We start from the raw sequence: 17,139 nt of genomic DNA, 5'->3' as shown, positions 1-17,139 counted from the left end.
GGCTTTATTTCGCAAGTGTGTGCTGTACGTCATGCCCGCTTCCCGATCTGCGCCGGCTGAGCCAGGGCTATGGCCAACTCGCGCACCTGGCGCTGGTCGGTTTCATTGATGTGATGCAGTTGCTGGCCGAGGGTCGGTGCCCCGAACACCCCGCGCAGCCCCTGGTTGAGGTCGCTCTGGCGCCACTGGCTGCCATTGAATATGTTCATTTCGCTGACACCCGGCACATCGCGACCAAAGATGTTGGCGAAGGTACTGCTGCCGAACACCCCGCCATCGCCGCCGCCAAAGCCGAGGAATCCGCCCTGGCCGCCGCCGATACCGGCGTCGCTGCTGGCGAAGACCTGGGCGATGAAGCTCGGCGCGCTGCTGCCGTTGCCGAGGAAGATGGTGCCCAGCGGCTGCAGGCTACCGCCGACGGTGCGTATTTCGAACAAGGCCGGCGCCGCCAATGGCGACACCGCCTCGTTGACGACGAAGCCCGGGACTTGCGGCTGCACCACCGCTACCTGCGGCGCGACGAGGGTATCCGGTGGGTTGAGCCGGTAGTTGAGGTCGCCGACGTCCTGCGACTGGATGGTCTGCGACTGCCCTGTGAGGGACACCGCCAGTTCGTTGCCGGCCTGGTCGCGGATGCCGCTGCCGAAGGCGTTCAGGCTCAGGGCCAGGGCTCCCGCCCCGCTCATGTTGCCGACGGTGATGCGATAGGTCTTGGCGTCGATCTGCTGCACCGACTGTACCGAACCACTGGCGCTGCCAGTACCGACCACGCTGAAGTCGCCGGCATCGACGCCGCTGACCGCCTCGTCGAAGGTCAGGGTGAAGTTCAGGGTGCGGTCGGCCGGCTGGACCGGGCCGTCCACCACGATGCCGGTTGGCCGCGGGGCCTTGGCGTCGAGGAGGATGCCGCGGGTATCGGCGACGTTGTTCAGGCCAGCCTGCACGTCGTTGCCACGGGCGTCACGGATGCTGCCGCCGTTGAGGTCGATGGCCGAGCCGACATTGAAGGTGCTGTTGCCGGACATGCCGCTGGTGACATTCAGGCGGAACACCAGGGCATTGCCGTTCGAGCCGGACACGTAGTCGGCGTAGACCACGCGACCGTTGTCCAGGGTAATCGCCAGACGCGGATTGCCGTCGCCGCTGTCCACCAGCACCGCTTCGTCGGTGCGCACGGTGAAGTCCAGATGCTGGCCGGCGACGTAGGTGCCGCTGGCCGGGACATCCACGCTGCTCACCGACGGCGCGACGCGGTCGATGCTGTAGATGGCGCCCTGCAGGCCACCCGTAATCGGGTTGCCGGCGACATCGACGATGCCGGTGCCCGTGGCATTCAGGTCCAGGCGCACGTTGCCGGCGCCGGCCAGGTTGTCCACCAGGATGGTGTAGGTGCGGTCGTTGACCCGCTCCACCGAAGCGATGCGGCCACTGGCCGAACCGGTGAAGGCCAGCGAGAAGTCGGCGCTGTCGACGCCGGACACACTCTCGTCGAAGGTCACGGTGTAGCGCACCGAACCATTGTTGGTCGGGCTGAGGTCGACGCGGACGATGTCGCCGACCTGCGGTGCCACGGTGTCGATGACCACGCCGGACGCCACGCCCGGGGTGTTCAGCGCCAGGTTCAAGGCGTTGCCGGCGGCGTCGCGCACGGTCCCACCGTCGAGGTCGAGCGTACCGCCCAGGCCTATGCCGCCACTGGCGTTGTTGCTCGGCGCGACGGTGTACTCGAACACCAGCGCATTGCTGCCGCTGCCGGACACATAGGTGGCGTAGCGGGTCACGCCGCCGATGTTCAGCGCGATACGCGGAGTGCCGCTGCTGGTGTCGACATTGACCGTTTCGCTGACGTTGACGGTGAAGCGCAGCACGTCGCCGGCGTTGTAGGCGCCCGGCGCCGGCAGGCCAACGGTGGTGACGGTCGGGACCACGGCATCGACCAGCACGCCGTCGGTTGCCGAAACGCCGTTGAGGCCCAACTGCGCATCGTTGCCGACAGCGTCACGCAAGGTCGCGCCGTTGAGCTGGATGGCATTGCCCACCGTGATGCCGTTGGTATCCAACAGACCGGTGCTGACGGTGAGGCGGAACACCAGGGCGTTGGTGCCGGCGCCGGACAGGTACTCGGCGTAGGCGGTCTGGCCGTTGTCCAGCAGCACTTCCAGGCGCGGCGAGCCGTTGCTGGTATCCAGTTGTGCCGCTTCGCTCAGGTGCACGGTGAAGTCGAGGTTCTGCCCGGCGACGTAGGTGCCGTTGGCGGGCACATCGACGCCCGTCACGCTTGGCGCGACCCGGTCGATGGTGTAGTTGACGCCAACCCGCGCACCAACCACCAGGTTGCCGGCGGCGTCGGCGATATCGGTGCCTGGCTTGACGTCCAAACGCACCAGACCGGCGCCGCTGAGGTTGCCGATGGTGACGGTGTAGACCTTGCCATCAACGCTGCTGATGTTGTCGATGCTGCCGTTGGCGGTGCCGGTGAAGAACACCGCGAAGTCGCTGGCATCGACGTTGTTCACCACCTCGCTGAAGGTCACGGTGTAGCTGACCGTGGCGCTGTTGGTCGGCGTCGCATCGGCACGCACGATGTTGGCCGCGTAGGGCAGCGTGGTGTCGACCAGCACGTTGCCGGTATTGCCGACGGCGCCGAGGTTGAGGTTCAGGGCGTTGCCGGCCGGGTCGTTGATATGGCCGCCGTTGAGGTCCAGGGTGCCGTTGACGGCGATGCCGCCGCTGGCGGTGTCGCCGGACTGCACGGTGTACTGGAAGACCAGGGCGCCATTGGCCGCGCCGGAGGTGTAGGTGGCGTAGCGCGTCACGCCGCCCACGGTGAGCACCAGTCGCGGGGTGCCGCTGGTGGTGTCGACCACCACGCCTTCGCTGGTGTTGACGGTGAAGCTGAGCACGTCGCCAGCCTTGTAGCTGCCGTCAGCCGGCAGGCCGACGCTGTCGACCACTGGGACGACCGCATCCACCGTCACGCCGCTGGTGTCGCCGACGCTGTTCAGGGTGGTGACGGCATCGTTGCCGGCCCCGTCGCGCACGATCCCGCCATTAAGGTCAATGGCACTGCCGAGGGTGATGCCGTTGGTGTCCAGTTGGCCGTTGACGACGTCCAGGCGGAACACCAGGGCGTTGCTGCCGGAGCCGGACACATAGTTGGCCCAGGCGGTCTGGCCGTTGTCCAGGGTTACCTGGATGCGCGGGATGCCGTCGGTGGTGTCGACGGTGGTGTTCTCGGTCAGGTTGACGGTGAAGTCGAGGGTCTGCCCGGCGACGTAGGTGCCGTTGCCCGGCACGCTGACGCTGGTCACCGTCGGGGCGATGCGGTCGATGATGTAGGTCTGGCCGACCAGGCCGCCCGTGACTTCGTTGTTGGCCGCATCGACGATGCCGGTACCGCTGTTGTTCAGTGCCAGCGTGACCGTACCGGCACCGCTGAGGTTGCCGATCACGACACTGAAGGCGCGGCCGTTGATCCGGGTGACGCTGGCCAGGGTGCCGGTGACGGTCCCGCCGAAGATGACGTTGAAGTCGTTGATATCGACACCGCTGACGTCTTCGCTGAACGTCACGTCATAGCTGACCGAACTGCCGTTGGAGATCGCGCCGCCGGAGCGGGTGACACCGGTCACGCTCGGTACGCCGGTATCCACCAGCACCGCCGTGGTGCTGCCAACACTGTTCAGGGCCAGGGTCAGGTCATTGCCAGCAGCGTCCTTGACGCTGCCGCCGTTGAGGTCGAGGTTGCTGCCGACGCTGATACCGTCGCTATCGTTGTCACCCGCCTGCACGGTGTACTGGAAGACCAGGGTCGCCCCGCTGCTGCTACCCGGGACCAGGGTGGCGTAACGAGTGACCCCGTCGATATCCAGGGCCAGGCGCGGCGAACCGCTGGCGAACACCGCTTCGCTGGCGTTGACCGTGAAGCTCAGCACGTCACCGGCCTTGTAGCTGCCGTTGGCAGGAACGCTGACGGTGGCCACGGTCGGTACCACGCCATCAACGAGGATGCCGCTGCTGCTGGCCGGGGTGAAGGCGGTGGCGCTGTCGTTGCCGGCCAGGTCGCGCAGGCTGCCGCCGTTGAGCTGGATGCTGTTGCCGACGGTGATGCCGTTGCTGTCCTGCTGGCCGCTGGCGACCACCAGGCGGAACACTAGCGCGCTGGTACCGCTGCCGGAGACGTACTCGGCGTAGGCGGTGCCGCCGGTGTCGAGGGTCACCTCGATACGCGGGGTGCCGCCACTGGCATCGACTACCACGTTCTCGCTGAAGTTGACCGTGAAATCGAGGTTCTGGCCGAGGATGTAGGTGCCATCGGCCGGGCTGGCGACGTTGCTGATGGTCGGCACTACGCCATCGATGACGATGGCTTTCTGGCCGGCGATCGAGGCGTTGCCGTTGAGGGCAGGCAGCGTCAGCGTCGCGTTATCACTGTGGACGCTCTGGATGGTCGCGGCGTTGAGTTGCAGCGCGCTGGTGCTGTTGTAGTTGAGGTCAGCGCTGACGTCACCGGCCTGCACCGTGTAGCTGAAGCTCAGGGTGTTGCTGCCAGAACCACTGACATAGGTCGCCAGGCGGTCGATCAGCCCGGTTTCCAGCAGAAGGGTCGGTATGCCGTTGGCAACGATCACGTTCATGTCGAAGGTAACCGTGATCGTCAGTTGCTCGCCCACCTTGTAGGCGCGGTCCGGTTGCACGACGCTGACATTGGTTACGTTGGGGTTCAGCGGCGCGACGGTGATGGCGATGACATCGGTGTCGGTCTGAGCGCCACCGGTGCCGACGGAGCCATTGTCAGTGGTGTGGATTTGCAGCGCCGCGACGCCGTTGTAGCCCGCGGTCGGGGTGAACGTGAGGCCGTCGAGGGCGGCGTTGACCGCAGCCAGCGAACCGACAAACCTGACAGTGGCATCGCCCGTGCCAGTGCCGACCAGCAGACCCAGTCCACTCTGGGTCGACAGGGTGATCAGGCCATTGGTCGCGGTCAGGGTGACGTCGATCTGGTTGCCGCCCAGGTCCACGTCGCTGACCACGATGGCATTGCCGTTGCCCGTGCTGAATGTCAGCACGCTGTCCTGCGGCACGCTCTGGCTGCCCGGCACGGTGTTGACCGGCGCATCGTTCACGGCGTCCACCACCAGGCTGACGGTCTTGCTGTCGGTCTGCGCGGAACCGCCGGTGTTGCCGTTGTCGTTGATCGACACGGTCAAGGTGACGGTGCTGGTGCTGTTGAGCGCGGTCTGGAATTTGACCGCGGAGGCGGCGATGAAGGCGTTGATATCGCTCAGCGAACCCGACAGCGTCAGCGCGCCGGTGCCGGAGCCCAGCACCGTGACGCCGCTGCCGGAGGTGGCGATCAACGTACCGCTGGGCACCGAGAACGTCGCGGTGACCGAGGCGCTGCCGGCATCGACATCGCTGAAGCTGATGCCTGTCAGTGCACCCGGGACATCCTCGACCACGCCGATCGATGGCGGCACCGTCGCCACCGGTGCATCGTTCACCGGGTTGACGGTGAGGGTCATGGTGGTACTGGTGGTGCTGGCGCTGCCGGTATCGACGCTGATGGTCAGGGTCACGTTGGCGGTGGCGTTGGCCGCCGTGGTGAAGCTCAGCTTGTTGCTGGCGATGAAGCTGTTGATGTCAGTGATGGTGCCGGTCAGGGTCAGCGCGCTGGACGTACCGCCCACGGTCACGCCGCTGCCGCTGTTGGCGTTGAGCGTGCCCGAGGCGACACTCAGGGTCACGATGGCGTTGCTGGAATCGACGTCGCTGATGCTGATCAGGTTGATGACCGAGGCAATGTCCTCGACCACCTGGGTGTTCGACGGCGCCGTGATGATCGGCGAGTCGTTGACCGCGGTGAGGGTGACGCTGCGGGTCACGGCGGACGCAGCCAGACCACCGCCGTCGGTGACCTGGAACTCGATGTTACGGGTGGTGGTGGTCGGGTTTTCCGACAGGTTGGTGTAGGTCACCGAGCGCAACGCGGCCTGCCACTGCGCCAGGCTCGCCTGGTTGCCGACCGACGTCAGGGTGAGAACGCCAGTGGTGGCGTCCCAGCTTCCGATGATGTTGCCCATGGTGGCGGGGTTGTTGATGAAGCCCAGTTGGTCCTGGCCCACGTAATGGTTGGACACGATCACAGTGGCCTGGCTCAGGTCCGGACCATCCGGGTCGGCGATGGTCACGCCGGAGTCGATGACCACCGGCGTGGACGTGGTGTTGTTACCTTCGACCCAGGACACGGTGCCGGAACTGGAGGTCATGGTCGGCGCATCGTTGACCGCGGTCACGGTCACGCTGGCCGTGTCCAGGGCCGTGGAGAACGCGGTGGTGCCGCCGGCAATGGAGGCATCGGCCTTGGTGCCCTGTTGTCCGGCGCTGGCGCCGGTCTGGTCCCAGGCGCGGAAGGTGACACTGGCACTGGTGCCGTTGATGCCATCCGGCACGAAGCGCACGTGATCGCTGGCACGCAGCAGCAACGCGCTGCTCGCCGACACGGTGCCGACGTTGCTCCAGGTGGTGCCGTCGAGGCTGTACTGCCAGGTGCCGTTGCCGCTGTTCAGGCTGGTGATGGCGATGCCTTTCAGGGCGCCGGTATCGACGTCGGTGTAGTTGGCGCCATACAGCGAACCGACCAGAACGCCGCTGTTGTTGATCGAGCCGTCGGTCAGGCCTGGCAGGGTCGGCGCGGCAGGAGTGAGCACCGGCGCGTCATTGACATCGGTGACGGTGAGCGAGGCCGAGGCGGTGCCCGAGGAGAACGCGGTGCTGCCGCCGGTGACACTGGTGTCGGCGGTGCGCGGCACGGCACTGGAGGACGCCAGACCACTGGTCTGGTCCCAGGCGCGGAACGTCAGGGTCGCGGTTTCGCCGTTGGCGCCGCCTGGGACAAAGCGCACGTACGTGGTTTGCGCCAGCAGCAACGAGGCTCCGGTGGACACCGTGCCGAAGTTGGTCCAGCCGGTGACTCCATTGGTGGAGTACTGCCAAGAGCCGCTGCCGCTGACCGCGGTCACCGCGATACCTTTCTGGGCACCGGTGTCCAGGTCACCGTAGGTGAGGCCGGCCAGCATCGTGGCTATCGAGGTTCCAGTGGAGGTGGTGTCTTCGTTCGTGCCAGGCAGGACATAAGGCCCACCGGCCAGGGTCGGAGCATCGTTCACTGACACCAGGGTCACCACGCTGGCGATCGACAGCACGCCGATTTCAGTCCCGCCGTTGGCGACGCCGCCGCTGTCACGAACAGCGGTCAGGGTGGCGGTGCGTGAAACGCCCTGCGGGCTGTCGCTGTCGTTGCGGTAGGCGATGTTGTTGACGATGGTCTGCGCCAGCGCCGTGGATATCCCGGCATGGGTGACGGTCACGGTGGCGGTACTGCCGGAGACGGCAACCGACACGCTCAGGCCGTTGGTGCCCGTGGTCACCGACGTCAGGTCGGTGAGGTTGACAGTGGTGCCGTCGATGACCAGCTTTTCCAGGCTGCCATCGGCCAGGTTGCTGACCTGCATGATCAGCCCGGTGATGGTCTGCCCCGCTTCGATGGTACTGATGGTGGTGCCGCTGAAGAGGATGGCCGCCGTACCGTTCTCGGTGAAGGTCGGGTTGGCGCCGGTGGCGGTCAGGGTCGGTGCGTCGTTGACCGCGTTGATGCCTACCGTCACCAAGGCCGCAGCGCTGGTGGCGCCGGTGCCATCGCTGATGGTGACCTGCACGGTGCGCGCCGGCGTGGCAATGTCGGCATCGTTGGTGTTGCGGTAGGTCAGGTTGCGCACCAGCGCAGTGACGGCAGTGGCGTCCGCGGCGCCGTTGAGGGTGATCACCAGTGGGCTGCCCGCTGTGCCACCGGTGAAGGTGCCGATCTGGACGCCGCCATAGGAGATGTTGCTGCTAGAGACGCTGATCTGCGTGGGGCCTGTGCCCTCGTTGAAGACAAACAGGACGTCTTCACCGGACACACCGTTGCTGGTGATCGACGCGGTGACGGTGCCACCGGTGAACAGGGTGGTGTCGGCATCGGTGACGGTGGCATTGCCGCTGGCATCGAGCCGCGTGCCAGTGCTGCCTTCGGTGTAGCTGACGGAGTCGCCGTTGAGGTTGGCGATTACCGGCGCGGCGTTGGCCGCGGTGGCGAAATTCAGCGTGGTGTTGTTCTGGATACCCTTGAAGACAATGCCGTCGGCATCGACGAAGGTCTTGGCGTCGGCACGCAGGGCATAGGAAGTGCCAGCGGCCAGGGTGATCGACGGATCGATGGTCCAGGTGGTGCCGGAACCCACGATCTGCGTACTGCCGACCGGGATGGTTTCGACTATCACGTTGTCCGAGGTCCGCACGATGTAGAGGTTGCCGGTGCCCTTGGTGACCGACTCGCTGAAGGTCAGCACGATATTGGCGGTCCGGCTGACACCGGTGGCATTGTCGCTCGGGGTGGACGCCGTGACCTCGGGCGGCGAGCCGTTCTGCACATAAAAATTGCCCGAGCTGGAGTTGGTGGCCGAGAAGATATCGAGGTCACCATCGCCGTCGAAGTCGCCGACGCGGTAGTTCGCGCCGGTGTGGTCGACCAGGGTCAAGCCCGCCAGGGGCGAGTTTGCGAGGGTCAGGAGGGTGAAGGTGCCATCACCATTGCTGCGTGCATATTGGAAGGCAGTACCGTTGGCACCGGTCTGGTAGAGAATGTCGGCGTCGCCATCGCCGTCGAAGTCGCCGACCAGCAGGCGTCCGTTGGCGGCGGCCGCGGGGAAGGTTGTAGTGGAGCCGCTACTGAAGCTGCTGCCATTGTTGCGCAGGAAGGTGCCGGTGGCTCCGCTGACCGCGGCCAGGATGTCCAGGTCACCATCGCCGTCGAAATCGGCAACGTAATAGTTGTTGCCCCCATGGTCCGGAAGTGTCAGCCCGGCGAAAGGCGAAGTCGCCTGAGTCAGAATCGTGAAGTTGCCACCGCCTTCGCTGCGGGCGTAGGCCCAGGCGCTGCCAGAGCCGCCCGTCTGATAAAGGATGTCGGTATCACCATCGTTGTCGAAATCACCCACCACCATGCGGGAGCCGACAGCGGGCTGCGGAAAGCTCGCACTGGATTGGCTGCTGAAAACACCATTGTCGTTGCGCAGGAACATCCCGGTGGTGCCGTTCACCCCGACCAGCACATCGATATCACCATCGCCATCGAAATCGCCAACGAAGTAGTTGGAATTGGTATGGTCCGGCAGCGCTAACCCGGCAAACGGCGATTGCGCCAATGCCAGTTGGGTAAAGGTGCCATTGCCGTTGCTCCGCGAATAAGCCCAGACGCTGCCATTGGCGCCGGTCTGATAAAGAATGTCGGTATCGCCGTCGCCGTCGAAATCGCCAACCACCACACGACCGGCCGCGCCAATGGTCGAGGAGCCCAGCGGGGCATTCCCGGTGCTCCAGGTGGTCACCAGCAGACCGTCGTAGGCATCCACCGTCAGGGTGGCCGTTTCGATCACGCCGCTGCTGCGCTCCAGCGTCCAGTTGCCGCCCAGCGCCGCGGCCCCGGTATCGTCCGAGGAGGCCGCCACATCGGCGCCGGTGATGCTTGCCAGGTCATCGATAAACGCCTGGCCCTTGCTGCTGTCGCCGACGCGGCAGCCGTAGAGCATCAGGTCGCCGTCGGCCTTGAGCGCGGCACCGATGCTTTCCAGCGCCGCCTGATGCTGGGCCAGGTTGCTTTCCGCCAGCCAGACATTGCCCACCTGCACGGTGCCGTCCGCGCCATGGGACAACAGGTGGATCGCGTCCAGGCCTTCGCGGCCCTTGAGGTAGTCGGCCATCTGCTGCAGGCCGTCCTTGCTCGGGTCGAGCACCACGACCTCGGCGTTGGCCGGCAGGCCGGCGATCAGCCCGGCGGCGTTGCCGACCTGGCTGTCGACGAACACCACTTCGTGGCGTTGTGCATTGTCGCTGGTGCTGGCACGGGTGTCGGCGCTGGCGGCGGCCTGACTGGTGTTGTCTGCGGAGGTGCTGTCCTTGGCGGGCTCGGCGGCGGCCTGCGCGGCATCCTGGGCAACCACGGCAACGGACGCATCGAACATGATTCGCGGCTCGAGGGCCATCAGCAACGGCGCGGCACCGGGGTCGACGGAATGCGGCTGCGAAGCGGATTTACGCGAGAATCGTTCGATGAATTTCATGTTGCACCTCCTGGTGTGCCACCGCCCTGTCCGATGCGGTCAAGGCGGCAAAAAAAGTGGCGGTCCCCATGGGCACCGCCGGTTGTTGCATTAGTTGCGGCTCGGGAACTCGCCCACCAGCGCGATGATGAAGCTGACGGCGAGGAACGGGTTGCGAATGCCGAACGGCTGGGAGCCACCCGTGATGGTGCTGGGCAAGGAGCTCAGGGCGACCGGGGTACCCGCGTCGGTGGTGTACAGATTCACCGGGTTCAGGTCCTTGTCGGTGGCCGCGCCCAGGTAACCGTTGGCGATAGGCGTGGGGCTGGTGGCGTTCGCAGTGGAGACCGTCAGTCCCATCTGGTGGATGTGCGCAGGCATCTGGCTGGTCACTTGGGTGACCGACTCGGCGCCCGCCACCTCACCGAGGAGAATGTTCGTCAGGCCGGTGCCCTGACCCCAGTGGAGGGGCGAACGACCGCGGAAGTCCGGCAGGCCGAAGGTCGACTGACCGTTGCCGCCGTAGGTGGTGCCCAGAATCGCGAACAGTGCAGTGTTCTGGGTGAGTGGCAGCAATTGCCCGTTGCAAAAGGAGTAGCCGCGCGGGGCGAAATTTCCGCCAAACATCTTGATTTCGCCAATAAACGGATCGCTCATCGAACACTTCCTTAAGTTGAATAGCGTTAGGGTGAAACTCTTCAGCTCTCGGTGCTGGTCGCCAGACCCACTTCACGGTGGATCACGCCTTCCAGCACATTGCGACCGTCCGGTTCCGGCATCACTTGGGTCAGCAGCAACAGCCATTGCTGCCCCTCGGGACCGAACAGTCGATACACGTCCGATGGCAACGTCACCCCGACGGGCAACGCGAGCATCAGCGAATAGCATTCGTAGCGCGCATCCATCGGCACGCCTTCGCGGACTTCCAACAGTGAAACCCGCAGCCCCTGTTCCGGGGCGAATTGCAGAATGAAGCCCTCGGGATCCGCCGTTTCGAGTTCGGCCCGGCTGGGCATGGTGAAGAGCGGCTCTTGGCTCATGACACTTTCCTGACTGCGGTCTGGGGTTCGCGGCGCAGGCGCAGGTAAACCCCGGACTCGTTGATGACATGGAATCCGAGGCGGCCATACAGCCGCTGGGCACGGTTGTAGTTTTCGACGAACAGCTCGACCACCAGGCCTTGCTCATCGGCGCGGCGCAGCATGTCCTCGATCAACCCACTGCCAATGCCCCGCCCCTGATACTCGGCGACCAGTGCGATATCGATCAGGTTCACGGTGCTCGGCCCCCAATACCGATACAGCCGGCCGATAGCCTGCCCTTCATGCTCGATGATGAGGAACTCGGCGTCGGCGTAATGGGCTTGGTAGTAGGCGTGCTGGGTATGGAATTGCTGGCTGAGGAAGGTTGCGATCTGCTCGGCGGGCCAACCGCTATGAGACATTTCTTCCGCGCGCGTAGCGGCATAGAGGCGTTCGATGAACGCCATATCATCTGAATGCAAGGCACGGAGCGTCACAGCGTACTTCGGCATCAAAGCAAACTTCCCTGTCATGACTACTTTGTGGACTAAATAATTTTGTGACGGGCGTCACAGTTAAGGGCGTGGCAAATTGACAGCAGATTACTCCAACTGTCTTACAATCGCACTACTAAAATCCACTTTCTCTTACCCCCAAAGCGGCCAGTCGTCGCCATGCGGATCCCAATAACGACATGGCCTCTCCGTCCAGCACCACAAGGCCTCTTTGCGGGTGTGACACCTGCTGCGGCGCACCCTTTTCGAGCGTAAAACGAACGCCATATTGAGCCTCCAGCGGCTGCGCCCGCTTCTCTTCGTCGCGGCGCACGGCAATCGGTCCGTGCTGGTCCGACACCAACGCTTCCTGGTCGATGTAAGAGACGCCGTTGGCATCCACATCTTTAAGGCTCACCGGCAGCGAATCACGCAATACGTCATCGGCGACAAAATGCCCCGACGTGCCCGGCGCCACGCGCCACAGGTCAGCCTCGGCCAGGTAACCACGCAAACGCAGACCACCGCCCGCGACCTGAGCCAGCGGCAGGTCCACGCCGATCCAGCGTCCGGGCGCGAGATTCTTCGCCAGGTCACGCACCACACCGGCGTGCGGCGCACGCAGGCTCAGGCGTTCGCGCTGGGCCGCCAGGCCACGGTACTCGGCCACCGCCTCGGCCAGGCGCTGTTCAAGAATACCGCTGTCCGCCGCAGTGGCACTGCGCCCCGACTGACGGCGCAATTGCAGTTGCAGGATCTCGATCTCGCGGCGGGTGATGCTCATGCGCGAGGCGAGGTCCGGAGACTCCAGTTCCACCACTATCTGGTTTTCGGCCACTTGCTGGCCATCTTTAACCAACACTTCGCGAATCCGTGCCGGGGCCGGCGCGTGCAAGGCACTGACCCGTTCCGCTTCAAGCATCGCCGGCACCTCGACGCCGCTGCGCCATGGCACCACCAGCACCGCCAGCAACACCAACAGGCCAGCGCCGAGGAACAGCACCTTGCGCGGCTGCGCCTTTTCCCGGTGCTCCCACCAATGTCCCCACTCGCGCCAGATCGGCAGACCGATGAACCACACCAGTTCGACCATCATCAGGAAGATGCCAAGCACCTTGAAGAACAGGTGATAGACCGCCAGGGCGATCCCGAAGAACAGCGCCGCGCGCCAGATCCACGAGGCATAACCCCAGCACAGCAGGCGCTTGCGCAGCGCCGGCGACCAGCGCTCGGGCGCGGGCTCGCCATAGCCGAACAGGCGCTCGCGCAGGTGCCAGCGGCACAGGGCAAAGCCGCGGCTCTGCAGGTTGTCGACGCCCCACAGGTCGCTGAGCAGGAAGTAGCCGTCGAAGCGCATCAGCGGGTTGACGTTGATCGCCACGGTGGTGATCCAGGTGGCGCTGGCGAGCATGAACGCCGCCGTGCGCCCTGCCCCGTCCGGCAGCAACGACCAGGCGAGCAAGGCGATACACGCCAGCACCAGCTCGGCCAGCACGCCGCCCGCACCGATCAGCAGCCGGGTGCGGCGGTCTTGCACGCGCCAGGCATCGCTGACGTCGGTGTAAAGCATTGGCAGCAGCACCATGAACGCCACGCCCATGCTCGGCACCCGGCAACCGGCGCGCTTGGCCATGTAGGCGTGGCCGAATTCGTGGCAGAGCTTGGCGAAACCCAGGGCAATGGCGAAGGCCGCCGCACCGCCCAGGCTGAGCAGGTGTGGAAAGGTCGCGAGGAAGCGCTCCCAGTCGCGCATCACCAGGAAAATTCCCAGCAACAACACCGTCGGCAGACCATAGCGCAGCAGGTTCGGGCCGAACCGCTCCAGCCACGGCCAGGTGCGATTGAGGAAAGCGTCCGGGCGCCACAGCGGAATGCGGAAAAACAGGTATTTGTGCAGCAGTTGCGTCCACACGCCCTGGCGCTGGCTGGCCGCCTTGACCTCATAACCGGCGCGCTGCTCGGCGTCGCTGGCGCTGATCAGGTCATGCCCGCGGAGAAACCGCAGCAGCTCGTCCACCGCCTGCGGCCCGAGCGGCGCGCCGGGCTCGGCATTGGCCGCCTTCAGCACCCGGTTCGGATCGCCCAGCGCCCAGTGGCGCAACAGCCGCATGGCCGGCGCGCCCAGTTTGAAATACTTGCCACGCAGCGGGTCGGCCAGGGTCCATTGCGGTGAACCGTCGAGCCCCGGCGCACCCGCCGAAAGCTGCAGGTCGGCACGCAGCGCCGGCAACATCACAGGCCCACCGCCTGACGCAAGGCCGCCAGCGGCCGGCGCAACAGGTACAGCGCCAGCGGCGCACGGTCACCGAAGACCTTGGCCGTGCCACGCAAACCGATACGCGGCGGGGCGGCGTCGAAGGCCGCATCGAGCCGGTAGGCCAGTTGCCCGGCCGCCGTGCTCTGCGCCTGGTACGCGGCGCGCTCGAGCGTCGCGCTGTGGCGGTGCAGCGGGTCGCTGTCGAGGAACAGCGCCACTTCGGCGCCCTGCTCCAGGCCGATGGCATCGGCCACCGGCAATTCGATCCGCAGCTCGGCCTGGGCCGGGTCGGCGATGTCCAGCAGGCGCTCGCCCGTGCGCACCGGCTTGCCGGTCCAGCGCTGGGCATCGGCGAACACCGCGATGCCGTCGCGTTCGGCGCGCACTTCGCTGCGCGCCAGCAGGTCACGGGCGTAATCACGTTCGGCGCGTTTCTGTTCGACGCGGGCGGCCAGCAGGTCCAGCCGGGCACTGGAGTCGGTATCGGAAAAAGCCCGCTGGGTGTTGGCCTTGAGTTCGGCCTCGGCGACACCCAGGGTGCGCTCGGCAACATCGGCCTGGGCCTTGAGGCTGGTGGCGTCGAAGCGCACCAGCACCTGCCCGGCCTGCACCGGCTGGTTAGGCTTGACCAGAAACTCGGCGACCACCCCGTCCAGCGGCGCCGCAACGACCTGACCGTTGCGCGGCACCACTTCAGCCGGCGCCAGCACCGACTGGCGCACCGGCACCAGCAGCACCAGCAACAAGGCCCCGGCGAGCGCCCAACGGGTCCGCGCCGGCCAGCGCAGGCGCCACGGTTTGCCCGGTTGCAAGGCGCGCCAGGCGTGACTGTAGCAATCGCCCAACTGCGCCAGCAGCGCCTGTTCGGCCTCGCTCCAGGGATTGTCGCGGGCCAGCCACAAACCGCCGAACACCTCGCCTTCGCGGTCCTTGAGCGGCAGCCAGAACGCATGGGGCGCCGAAAGCGCTTGCCAGTCGTCGCGGCTGGCCTGGTCCAGACTCTCCGGCGGCACCGCGCCGGGCAAGGCGAAGCGATCGCTCGCCGCCAGACGCCCGGCGACCCGCTCGATAAACACTACGAATGGCGCGTTCGGTTCGACCGCGCTGATGCCGGTCAGGGCACGGACCTTGCCGGTGATCAGCAACGCCGCGTGACGAAAACCGAACAACGCCTGGCTGTCGTTGACCATGCTGAAGGACAGCACCTCCACTGAAGCGGCGGCGCGAGCCTGCCGTTCCAGCTTCAGGTAATGCGCCAGAAGCTGTTCCAGCGCGCCGGGAACAGGCGCGTTCATTGCGGCTCCGCAAAGTGCGCGGTGCCGCTCATCCCGGCCAGCAGGCCCGGGGTGTTGGCCGGCACGCTGCCGATCAGCAGCAGGGTCTGGCTGCCCTCGTCTATGCGCGCGCCGAGGCGCTTGACCACGGCATTGATCGGCGTGCCGGTTTCATCGGGGACGAAGCTGAACGTCTGCTCGGGCTTGAGCTTGCCGAGCCAGCGCGACGGCACCAGCAAATGGATTTCCAGGGAGCGGTTGTCGACGATTTCCAGCAGCGGCGAGCCACTGGCAACGCTCTCGTGCGCCTGGACCCGGCGCACCACGACCTGACCGTCGAACGGTGCCTTCACTTGGCAGCGCTGGACTTGCACCTGATAGACCTGGGATTCGGCCTGGGCCTGGGCCTGCCGGGCTTCGGCGAGGGCCACTTCGAAGCGGCCGACCGAGTTGAGGGCCGCCAACTGCTGCTTGTTGCGCAATTCTTCACGGGCGGCACGCACCGCGGCGCCGGAAGCGTTGGCCTGGGCCTGGTAGGCACTGCAGTCGAAACGCACCAGCACGTCGCCCTTGCTGAACGACTGGCCTTCGGCGAAAGGGATTTCGGTGACGCGGCCGGGCAGTTCGCTGGCCAGCACCGCCTGGAAGCGGGCGCGCAGCACACCACGAACCTCACTGGCGGTGGAAGTGGCACCCTCAAGCAATGGATCGCTCTCGGTCGCGGCCTGCGCCACGCCACTGATCAGGGCCAAAACCGCCCACCACGCTACCTGCTTCATCTCGCTACGTCCCTGTAAAGGTTTGGAATGTTTCAATTTGAGTATCGACTGAATTGCGCCGAACCTGACCACCGTTGGTCAGCGTCGGTGGTAGCTCTTCTTGCCGCCGGGGGTGAGGCAGTAGACACCGCCACGCGGTCCGGTGCAGTAGGCGCCCGAGCCACAGCCGCATTCGCTGCTGGTGTCCAGCAATGGCCGGGCCACAGCAGAGGAGCCACGTCCACCGGTAGAGGCGGCGCAGCTTTTTTTCGAGGCACTGATGGAACCGTCGTTACACAGGAAGGCATCACCATCACAGCCGGCAATTCCACCCTTGCGTCCGGAGCAAGGCGTGTTGCCAGCCCAGGCGCTGGTGGCTGCGAGTATCAGCAGCAACGTTGGGGCAATCAGACGAATCGAGAACTGCGTCACAAAAACCGCCCTCCACGAACTGGCCGGATGCTATCAACCTTTTTCTGATCGAGGAAGTGGTCTGCCGGGGGGCTTGATGAAATTTGCGGGGCGGTTGCGAGGAATCGTTCGGAAAAGCTCGCGATCAAGCGGACACGGCGTCAAACCGTGTCCGTTGCGGAGCGTGTTGCGGGGCGTATCGGTTAGCGCTTGCTGTTTCGGGTGTCCTGACCGCCGTAGCTGTTGGAGCGGCTGGTGGAGCTGGAGCCATCGCTGTTGCGAGTGTCCTGGCCGCCATAACTGTTGGAGCGGCTGTTGGACGACTCGCCGTTGCTGTAGCGGGTATCCTGGCCACCGTAGCTGTTGGCGCGGCTGCTGGAACTGCTGCCATCGCTGAAGCGGGTTTCCTGGCCACCGTAGCTGTTCGAACGGCTGGTGGAAGAACGGCCGTCGCTGTAGCGCGTGTCCTGACCACCGTAACTGTTGGAACGACTGGTCGACGTGGTGCCATCGTCGTACCGGCAGTCTTGTCCGCCGTAGCTGTTCGAACGGCAGTTGTCAGCCTGCGCGTAAGACAGCGGCAAGAGCAGCAGGAGGGAACCCAACAGGGCAGTTTTGATCTTCATGAGAGTCCTTGCGTTAAGTCGGAATTGCACGGACGGAGCTGCAGTACAACACCCACGGCGTCCGAGACGTGGCAGCTTGCCATTACAGACTGACAATATCGAAACTTGTTTCAGTAGCCGCGCAAATATTTTCCCTCAAGAGGCCGTGCGATCCTCCA

The 17,139-nt window shown here is 65.4% G+C and carries 8 protein-coding genes and 2 pseudogenes; all 10 read right to left on the bottom strand.

Annotation, left to right across the window (positions count from 1 at the left end; genetic code table 11):
• Window positions 1–29 precede the first annotated feature (29 nt).
• The 10 genes and pseudogenes from CKW37_RS19645 to CKW37_RS19605 all read right to left on the bottom strand — a co-directional run bounded on the left by CKW37_RS19645 (window position 30) and on the right by CKW37_RS19605 (window position 16,981).
• Window positions 30–10,160, bottom strand: coding sequence for a DUF4347 domain-containing protein (locus CKW37_RS19645; protein WP_095157500.1), 10,131 nt, complete (start codon window positions 10,158–10,160; stop codon window positions 30–32).
• Window positions 10,161–10,250: 90 nt separating this feature from the next.
• Window positions 10,251–10,796, bottom strand: a complete 546-nt coding sequence (locus CKW37_RS19640) for a phage tail protein (protein ID WP_095157498.1) — start codon at window positions 10,794–10,796, stop codon at window positions 10,251–10,253.
• A gap of 41 nt (window positions 10,797–10,837) precedes the next feature.
• On the bottom strand, window positions 10,838–11,179 hold the full coding sequence (locus CKW37_RS19635; protein WP_095157496.1) for a hypothetical protein: 342 nt from the start codon (window positions 11,177–11,179) through the stop codon (window positions 10,838–10,840).
• Window positions 11,176–11,583 (bottom strand): GNAT family N-acetyltransferase, encoded by a 408-nt coding sequence (locus tag CKW37_RS19630; RefSeq protein ID WP_256587809.1) that lies wholly within the window; start codon window positions 11,581–11,583, stop codon window positions 11,176–11,178. Before CKW37_RS19630 ends, CKW37_RS19635 begins: the two co-directional genes overlap by 4 nt.
• Window positions 11,584–11,791: 208 nt before the next feature.
• Window positions 11,792–13,891 (bottom strand): site-2 protease family protein, encoded by a 2,100-nt coding sequence (locus tag CKW37_RS19625; protein WP_177454449.1) that lies wholly within the window; start codon window positions 13,889–13,891, stop codon window positions 11,792–11,794.
• Window positions 13,888–14,892: pseudogene (locus tag CKW37_RS19620) on the bottom strand (efflux RND transporter periplasmic adaptor subunit); the annotation flags it as partial. The pseudogene CKW37_RS19620 and the gene CKW37_RS19625, both read right to left, overlap by 4 nt.
• Window positions 14,893–14,975: 83 nt before the next feature.
• Window positions 14,976–15,207: pseudogene (locus tag CKW37_RS33715) on the bottom strand (HlyD family secretion protein); the annotation flags it as partial.
• The gene (locus CKW37_RS19615; RefSeq protein WP_095157489.1) at window positions 15,204–15,965 is read right to left on the bottom strand and encodes an efflux RND transporter periplasmic adaptor subunit; all 762 of its coding nucleotides are present in this window, start codon (window positions 15,963–15,965) and stop codon (window positions 15,204–15,206) included. The pseudogene CKW37_RS33715 and the gene CKW37_RS19615, both read right to left, overlap by 4 nt.
• Window positions 15,966–16,043: 78 nt before the next feature.
• Complete coding sequence (locus CKW37_RS19610) at window positions 16,044–16,376, bottom strand: hypothetical protein (RefSeq protein ID WP_095157487.1); 333 nt, start codon at window positions 16,374–16,376, stop codon at window positions 16,044–16,046.
• A gap of 182 nt (window positions 16,377–16,558) precedes the next feature.
• Window positions 16,559–16,981, bottom strand: coding sequence for a hypothetical protein (locus CKW37_RS19605; RefSeq protein WP_095157485.1), 423 nt, complete (start codon window positions 16,979–16,981; stop codon window positions 16,559–16,561).
• Window positions 16,982–17,139 lie beyond the last annotated feature (158 nt).

Origin of the sequence: Pseudomonas sp. Irchel 3E13, assembly GCF_900187455.1 — a bacterium.
Lineage (GTDB): Bacteria > Pseudomonadota > Gammaproteobacteria > Pseudomonadales > Pseudomonadaceae > Aquipseudomonas.
This window is presented reverse-complemented; position numbering and strand designations above follow the sequence as displayed.

What these genes read in the sequence shown, in the direction of transcription:
- CKW37_RS19645 (WP_095157500.1), bottom strand. Translation starts at nt 10,160, where the DNA reads ATGAAATTCATCGAACGATTCTCGCGTAAATCCGCTTCGCAGCCGCAT.
- CKW37_RS19640 (WP_095157498.1), bottom strand. Translation starts at nt 10,796, where the DNA reads ATGAGCGATCCGTTTATTGGCGAAATCAAGATGTTTGGCGGAAATTTC.
- CKW37_RS19635 (WP_095157496.1), bottom strand. Translation starts at nt 11,179, where the DNA reads ATGAGCCAAGAGCCGCTCTTCACCATGCCCAGCCGGGCCGAACTCGAA.
- CKW37_RS19630 (WP_256587809.1), bottom strand. Translation starts at nt 11,583, where the DNA reads ATGTCTCATAGCGGTTGGCCCGCCGAGCAGATCGCAACCTTCCTCAGC.
- CKW37_RS19615 (WP_095157489.1), bottom strand. Translation starts at nt 15,965, where the DNA reads ATGAAGCAGGTAGCGTGGTGGGCGGTTTTGGCCCTGATCAGTGGCGTG.
- CKW37_RS19605 (WP_095157485.1), bottom strand. Translation starts at nt 16,981, where the DNA reads ATGAAGATCAAAACTGCCCTGTTGGGTTCCCTCCTGCTGCTCTTGCCG.